This window comes from Pseudopedobacter beijingensis (assembly GCF_042678145.1).
Lineage (GTDB): Bacteria > Bacteroidota > Bacteroidia > Sphingobacteriales > Sphingobacteriaceae > Pseudopedobacter > Pseudopedobacter beijingensis.
The window spans coordinates 23,467-30,963 of the sequence record NZ_JBHUDG010000039.1 but is presented as its reverse complement, the minus strand read 5'-3'; the positions used below and the strand labels follow the sequence as shown (position 1 = coordinate 30,963).

The window sequence follows — 7,497 nt, the reverse complement described above, 5'->3', positions numbered from 1 at the left end:
CTTCATGGACTCAAAATCAAAATCGTTTTCCTTAATACTCATAATTACTATGTCAAAAATAATACTTCTGTTTATTATCATTGACACAGTCTATTTTACAGTCTCCAACCGTACTTAAACCTTCGGAATTTAAAGTTTATAATTCATCATTATTTCATTTGTATGCATCTGTTCTGCCCCCTTGTTAGTACTACCTTGTTCTACAAGTACTTCTATTAATTGCTTTCTATGATAGAATAATCTGCATTTGATATAAATAGAATTACATTAAAACATTGAGTTTACATAAAAAACGGGGTCTCATAATAACAGTAAAAAGTCAATAATTCAAAGGTGACAATCTCTCATTTACTGAATGCCATATTATTGTATTAGCAGACCTCCAACTCATACCTAACGGACCTACCCGCTCCCAACAACTTCAATGCCCCAATCTCACTTAAATGCTGTAAATCTCTGGTAGCTGTGGCTTTAGAAGTTTTTGTTATAGCAACATACTTCTTTGCAGTCATCCCCCCTTCAAAACCTTCCACCCCTGATTCAAACATTCGATTGATAACTTTCAGTTCTCTTTCATTTAATTGAGCTTTAAATTTATCAAAGAATTTCACCTTTTTAACGGTAAACTCAACCAACTGTTTTGCATTAACTTGAGCTTCCAGAATAATCTGTGCAAAATATTTAATCCAAGTAGTGATTTCAAGAGTTGATTGAGCGGATTTCAATGCATCATAATATTGCTTCTTGTTTTTTTCTATAACTGTAGAAATTGATAATAAAACCGGACTTTGCAAAGTATATGACAAAGCATATTCGGCCAAAGCCCTCCCAATACGGCCATTTCCATCTTCAAAAGGATGAATACTTTCAAAATACAGGTGTGTAATTGCCGATTTTATTAAAGATTGGCTCACTTTATCTAGTGTTGAAAAATCCCAACTATTAAACCATTCCACAAATCTGGCCATTTCTTCAGGAACTTTAGCTGAAAGTGGAGCTTCATAATGCACAATTTCTTTACCATAAGCACCTGAAATCACCTGCATTGGTTCATGTCCAGTACGCCATTGACCAGCATTTATTCGAGTAAATGATCCCATCAACATCTTGTGCCAATCCAAAATCATTGTTATGGACAATTCGTCTTTATAAGACTGCCTAACGCTTGTCATCAACTGAGCTATACCAATCACACGTTTATCACGTACTTTAATATCATCCTTTAATCCTAGATTTCGCTTAATGGACGACATCACATCTATTCGGCTCATATATTCACCCTCTATCTCAGAAGTTTTTATAGCTTCAGCAATTAGAATCTCAATAATAGTTTCTTGCTTTAAATCATCATTTAAGGCGGTTATTAAGCCATTTACATATCCTAATTCTTCTGCAAAAGAAACCGAAACACCTCGAATACTTTCAAGTGAATAGTTAAACTGTGGCCAGTTTTTATATTGCCAATTATACATAATGAGTCGATAAAAAAGCTTATTCAACTCAAATATAGCAAAAACACGAGTCGATTAACAGCGTTTATTGGCTCAATTAGTGTTTAATTGGTGATGATGTAATCTATAGATTACAGAAAAACAGCAGGCTACCCTCTTTAAAAATCTGTTTTTTATTTTAAACCTAAATTTAATCGAAAAAAGTGCTACTAAAATAATCCCTTTATAATCATTTATCAGAGTCTACTTTCCGATACAGAAAGTAATTAAACTATGATTATCAATAATTTAAAAAAAGTAACAATAAAATAACAAAAATATATTCCTCTTGTTTAATTTTCGGATAATTCTCTAAAATGTAAGCTCATTCATTACAAGTTCATATATAAAAGAAGCACTGGTGTATGCAGCATAATCTTGAAATGTATCCCCTTTTTCTTCGTCAGCAAAATCACATGCAGATTTTACCGAAATGGCTGTAGGTTTTGGTTTTGGCGCATGTGCAGCACTATAAAAAACTCCATAAGCCTCCATTTCGAGTCCTATAAGCTTTCTACTTTGTGTTCTGATTTTCTCTATTTCACGATTTGATTGCACTACCGCAGGAACTGATGTCATTGGGCCAACATGTAGATTCAAAATAGTCTGTGGGGATTCGGCCTGATAGTTCTCCTGTATCTGATTTAGATATTTTCGATCACGCTTTATTTTAAGCAACACTTCCTTAATATCTTCACTAAGCGTTTTATGCTTTGGGTCTGGTAGAAAGAGAGAACCTTTATCTTTATCCCCCTTTATCTTTCCACTTGATGCATCCCATATCTCATCAGCTATCATAATATCACCAAGATTGACTTCCCCTTTTATTCCTGCGGCAATTCCAGACATAATAAGATACTTTGGCTTGAAATGATGAATTAGTTTCATAGATAGAGTCGATGATGCACACATTCCCATTTGTGGAGTACATGCTGCTGCAACCCTTATAGTTGACTTTCCTTTTTCAAATTGCCCAATGTAAAAACTTGTTTTATCATTAACCATAGGTTTTTCCTTCCATTTCCAGTCTAAAGCAAGGATTTTTTTTAATTCCTTATCCAACGCTGTAATAATAGCTACATCAAAATCATAATCTAACACATTTAGTAATTGAATATCCCTTTTAGAATCTATAAGATACTCAATTTTATTTCTCAAAAGCTCTTTCCAAAGCTCAACTCCAGCTTGGTATTCTATTAAAAACCATAAGTTCTTACTAAAATCTGAAGAATATTTCTCAATATATTCTGGTTTTCCAGTTATACCTAAGATATGATAAGGGCATTTCTTATTTGGATCAAGTTTAATTTCGTTCAAAAAATCAACCCCATTATCCGGACTCTCCTCATCTCCAAAATCATTCGGAAGAACTAAATCAAGTATCAAAAGATCATATTTATTTTCCTCTAGTAGACGTCTTGCATTATTAGTATCTGCAACTACATTAATTTTATTATTTATCTCTGGGTACTCGTAAAGCACTTGTTTAATATCAGCCACTTTTAGGCTATTATCATCAACAATTAGTATCGAAATCATTATAATAGTTGGGTAATTTTAAATTTTAATTCTTTGTTCCAATTAGTTTGAGAAGTATTATAATAAATACATCCCAAGTATATTTTTGGAAATTCTGAAAATAAAGCTTCGTCTATTTCCGAAAGCGAAACACCTCCAAAATCTTCGTATTGGGTTAGTATTATCGATGGAATCTCTATATTCTCCCTTTCCATTTCTTGAAGTATAATTTCACCACCTCGATCCAATGTTTCACCTCCGTCATCAAAATCCGTAATATCGAACGTTGGTAGACTCATATCTAGAAGAAGTAGATCATAATTATTTTGTATAATAGCTTCTAAGCCACTTTGAAAAGATCTTTTTATTTCAACATTCTCAGGGGAGATATCAAGCTCTGTTAATAAAAACAGTTCAACAACTGAAGATTTATTTGGATCATTTTCTACAATTAAAATTTTCATACTAATAAGCTATTGACAGAAATTATAATTTTCACTTTGAATGTGTTTTCATGAAGATCAACAATTATCTCATTAGATTTATTTCTAAAAACATTTTTTATAATATTATTTGCCTTATAAAAACCAGATTTTACTTCTCCACGAATTGCAGAGTAATTAGTTGAGAGTAAAGCAGTTTTAATTTCTTCTATTTTTTTCAGTAAATCCTCTTGTGAATCTTTTTCTGCCAAAGCATTATTAAAATCAATTACAAGAATTCCTTCCTCTAAATGAAATTGTATATCAGCTCTATGATATAACATTTCATGATCTTTGAAATAGTTAAATATATTAGTAATAAAAATCTTCAATAGATCAACAAAATGAGTAAAATAAGCCCCTTTAAAGAAAGTTTCAGTTTCAAGTTTTTCATTAAATTGAATAAGAAAAGGGCTATTTATATTATTCACTATTGTTAAGCTGGTATTAAATGCATCTGCAATAGTAAAATCAATTTCATCATTTTTACTCCTATTAAACCATCTTATTACCGTATCCACATCGGATTGTACATTAGTTCTACAATCTGCGATGCTTTTCATTATTTTACCAGGTTGCGAATCTTTAAGAATAATCATTAAATCTGATTCGAGTTCATCTAAATGATTAATCAACATTGTTTTAACTTGTTGATCTATAGCAGTCCTTATACGTTTAAGATTTTGTGCCGTCATATCCCATAGTATGTCAAAAACACTATTAGTAAATTCATTAAAATCTGTGATAAATTGAATTTTTGATATAAATAAAGAATACAACTCATCTTTGTGCCAATTAGGAATATACATGTAATTAAACCAACCAGATTGTTCTGTCTTAGCATCCTCTGTTTTAATCTGTACATATCTGTCTTTTAATTCAGTTATAAGTGCATCAATATTTTCTGAGAATTGAGCCATACGCAACTCGAATTCATCTTTCACATTCATATCTAATCCAAGTTGAGTCTCAGACCAATATTTATTTGGCAAATAGTCACCATCTTCAGAACTTCTTGATGTGACTAAATTTAATTCTTGAAATTGCCTTCTTAATTGTCCTATAATAGTACCGTGTCTAATTCTTTGGCTCAAATAGTAATCAAGACCATAATAATTACTAAATAAAAACTTATCCCTAATTTGAATAAATAGCTGAATAAAATGTTCAAAATGAATATCTGCCTTCCTAATGGATTTTTTATATGTGTCCTTATCAATATTTCCTATTAAAAGTTCAATTAAAGCATCATAGCTAATACCTGTTGTATCTATCTTATTGAGATTCAATAATTCCGCAATACTTCTAAAGCGATTAAATCCTTTATTTATTTCACCGAGTTCATGCCCTACAATTCCGCTTTCATCTACATAAATCATACTCTGATCTATTTCTTTAATTCTCTGTTGCACACTCAAGCGTTTTGTGAGTTCGGAAATTTCATTATTGTAATCTTCAATATTTGGAGTATCAATTTTTGATAAGGCTTGACATATCTCAATTCTCTCTTTTATAACCTGCAGAGAATTTTTAAATACCATAACTTTTCTTGATATTATCTTGGAGGTTGCCACGATTCGTAAGAAAAGTATTTCGGCATTGGTAGGTTTTTCTATAATATTAAAAAGTTCTGTGGGTCTATTAGCTTTAACAGCCCTCATATAGAGATCATAAGCAATAAATTTTGTATGAGTCTCATTAAATGTAATATAAACAAATACTGGAAAATTGACATTATTATGATTTACATTTCTAAATCGTTGTTTAATTATTGACTCAATTGCTTTACTACTATCAATTCTTGAAACTAATATTTCGTTTGTAATATAAGTATGAACATATAAGTCAATAGCAGAGTCTATTTCTCCTAGAGCTACATAACATTTAAATAAGCAATCTACAACTAATTCAAAGAAAAAACCAACGTGAGTATTTTGTTTTAAAATCTGTTCAAGATCAATTTTAGCTATTTCAAATTCACCTCTTAAAAAATGTGTTATGGCTGTATAAAAACATATCCTATACTCTGGAATAACTCCCTTAAACTTTTCTTTATCAATAGCCCCATTAACCATTTCGAAAAAATCAAGAGTTATTGATGTTTGAGTATTGAAACTAGAGAAAAATCTGGTGCGTTTCGTTTCGTTTTTAAAAATAGTATAATGTAGTGGATTTAAGTTTTTAGAATAAAAGAAACCTATTCTATTTTCATCAAAATATTCATTTTTAATATTTCTGTCTAAAAACGAAATAATTTCTTTAGAAAAATCAAAATTTGAAATTGAATTTGCTTGGGTTAATAAATCAACAAAAGATTCATTTGGATCCCCTAGTTTTCTTAAATAACTATATATTAACTTTGATGTAGTATCTAAGAAGCATGATTTAGTAGAAATTTGTTCTAACTCAATATTTAAATAAATATGAGATTTAACATATAATTCAAGTATACTAAAATCATTGGGCTTGTCTAACAAATAAGCTCTTGAAAGTACAATTGCTTCATTGTATTCCCCTTTAGTATAGTTATCTATTATGTCACATTTTTTTATATCGATTAGTTGGGTGAAATCTTCTCCATCTTCGAGTACCATAATTATTTTTAATAATAATGGGTCATTTACAAATTTACAGAGGAAACGACATCGTTCAAGACAAATAATTTTCTCTTCTTTACTTCTCTCGTCACTACACAATTGAACTAAAACATCACGTAAAAGAATATATTTGTCTAATATTGAGTAATTAAAAGTTATTTTAAATAGATCATTAAAATTCCAAAAATTAAGACTCAGCGGATTTAAACGATAATTAAAGAAATTGATATAATGTTGAGGAACTGGACCAAAAGAATTATTTAAAGACATCTCATAATTAAAATAAGACATATCCTCCTCTACCTTAGCACTAAAAAAATGTAGAAGAAAATAAAAAGATGGGTCATTAACATTTATTTGTTGGCAAGCATTTAACAGCTTAAAATTATGCTCTAATCCTTTTTCAAATTGAACTTGCAAAAATTCATTCTCTATTGACCAGAATGAATGACTTATAGAATCACTTACCTTTAATAAAGTCTCGCTTGATTCTGTATACTTACCTAGCAGAAATTTTTTTTCATATTCCTCACGAAGAACTAAAAAATCATTAATTTGATTCTGATAACATTTGATTTGTTGACAATACCAATTAATGTTAATCTCTAAACTATAATTCGGAATACGAATTCCAGAACCTAGAGACTCCTTTTCCTTCATTAAACCATTTTCAGTAACAAATGAAAAGAAAGTCCTTGGTAAATGGTTCAAAACAGATTGTTGCTCCTCAAAATTATAGCTTACTTTAAGTTCTTCGAACAGATCTTTCTTTTTAATTTTCGGATTAAATAATAACTTTTTAAAATTTTGATAATTTTTTGACATTAAAACTGAATACAAACTTTATAAAACAATAACACCAAGCTATATAATTTAATTATATAAATAAAATCATTCCTAACAATAAATACAACAACTAAATTAGCACTTAATTCGTATAAAAGAGATAGCTAACAATATTAAAAAAATAGTTTTTGTTATAATTATAGTGCGTGGATTAATTCAACACATAAAGTAAAAATAATCGATTTTCCACGTTAAAGCAGACAGGGAATAGATTTAATGCTGATAACGAAATTTATGATAAGGTATTATTAAATAAAACGCAGGTTATTTGTCAACTAAAAACTACCATGTTTTCATTAATAGTAAAAAGAATGAATTTTACAAGATGAATATAGTCTTTCAAATAAGCGGTCTCACTCACGAATACTCAATTACCAAACTTGATTTATTTGGAGCTTCTATTTATAAACTAAAAGTATGTGATTATGATAACGTAGAGTTTACGTTCTTGAATTTAAGAGATGCTTGGATTACACTAATAAACTTAAAAATCAATTGGTTTATGTCTTTACCTCAAATGGTAACAGCCGAGATAATTGAGTTCGTAAAACCTATGTTCCCAAC

The 7,497-nt window shown here is 29.7% G+C and carries 4 protein-coding genes; all 4 read right to left on the bottom strand.

Going from position 1 to position 7,497, the window contains the following annotated elements:
- Nucleotides 1–371: 371 nt before the first annotated feature.
- On the bottom strand, nt 372–1,472 hold the full coding sequence (locus ACFSAH_RS14445) for a DUF4172 domain-containing protein (protein WP_379663445.1): 1,101 nt from the start codon (nt 1,470–1,472) through the stop codon (nt 372–374).
- 330 nt (nt 1,473–1,802) lie between these two features.
- The gene (locus ACFSAH_RS14440; protein WP_379663444.1) at nt 1,803–3,029 is read right to left on the bottom strand and encodes a phosphorylase family protein; all 1,227 of its coding nucleotides are present in this window, start codon (nt 3,027–3,029) and stop codon (nt 1,803–1,805) included.
- Entirely contained in the window at nt 3,029–3,472 is a 444-nt protein-coding gene (locus ACFSAH_RS14435) for a hypothetical protein (RefSeq protein ID WP_379663443.1), read from the bottom strand. Before ACFSAH_RS14435 ends, ACFSAH_RS14440 begins: the two co-directional genes overlap by 1 nt.
- Nucleotides 3,469–6,912, bottom strand: a complete 3,444-nt coding sequence (locus ACFSAH_RS14430) for a hypothetical protein (RefSeq protein WP_379663442.1) — start codon at nt 6,910–6,912, stop codon at nt 3,469–3,471. The genes ACFSAH_RS14435 and ACFSAH_RS14430 overlap by 4 nt, the downstream gene beginning before the upstream one ends.
- Between the last annotated feature and the right edge of the window lie 585 nt (nt 6,913–7,497).

Coding starts and splice junctions, on each gene's coding strand:
- ACFSAH_RS14445 (WP_379663445.1), bottom strand. CDS start 1,472: ATGTATAATTGGCAATATAAAAACTGGCCACAGTTTAACTATTCACTT.
- ACFSAH_RS14440 (WP_379663444.1), bottom strand. CDS start 3,029: ATGATTTCGATACTAATTGTTGATGATAATAGCCTAAAAGTGGCTGAT.
- ACFSAH_RS14435 (WP_379663443.1), bottom strand. CDS start 3,472: ATGAAAATTTTAATTGTAGAAAATGATCCAAATAAATCTTCAGTTGTT.
- ACFSAH_RS14430 (WP_379663442.1), bottom strand. CDS start 6,912: ATGTCAAAAAATTATCAAAATTTTAAAAAGTTATTATTTAATCCGAAA.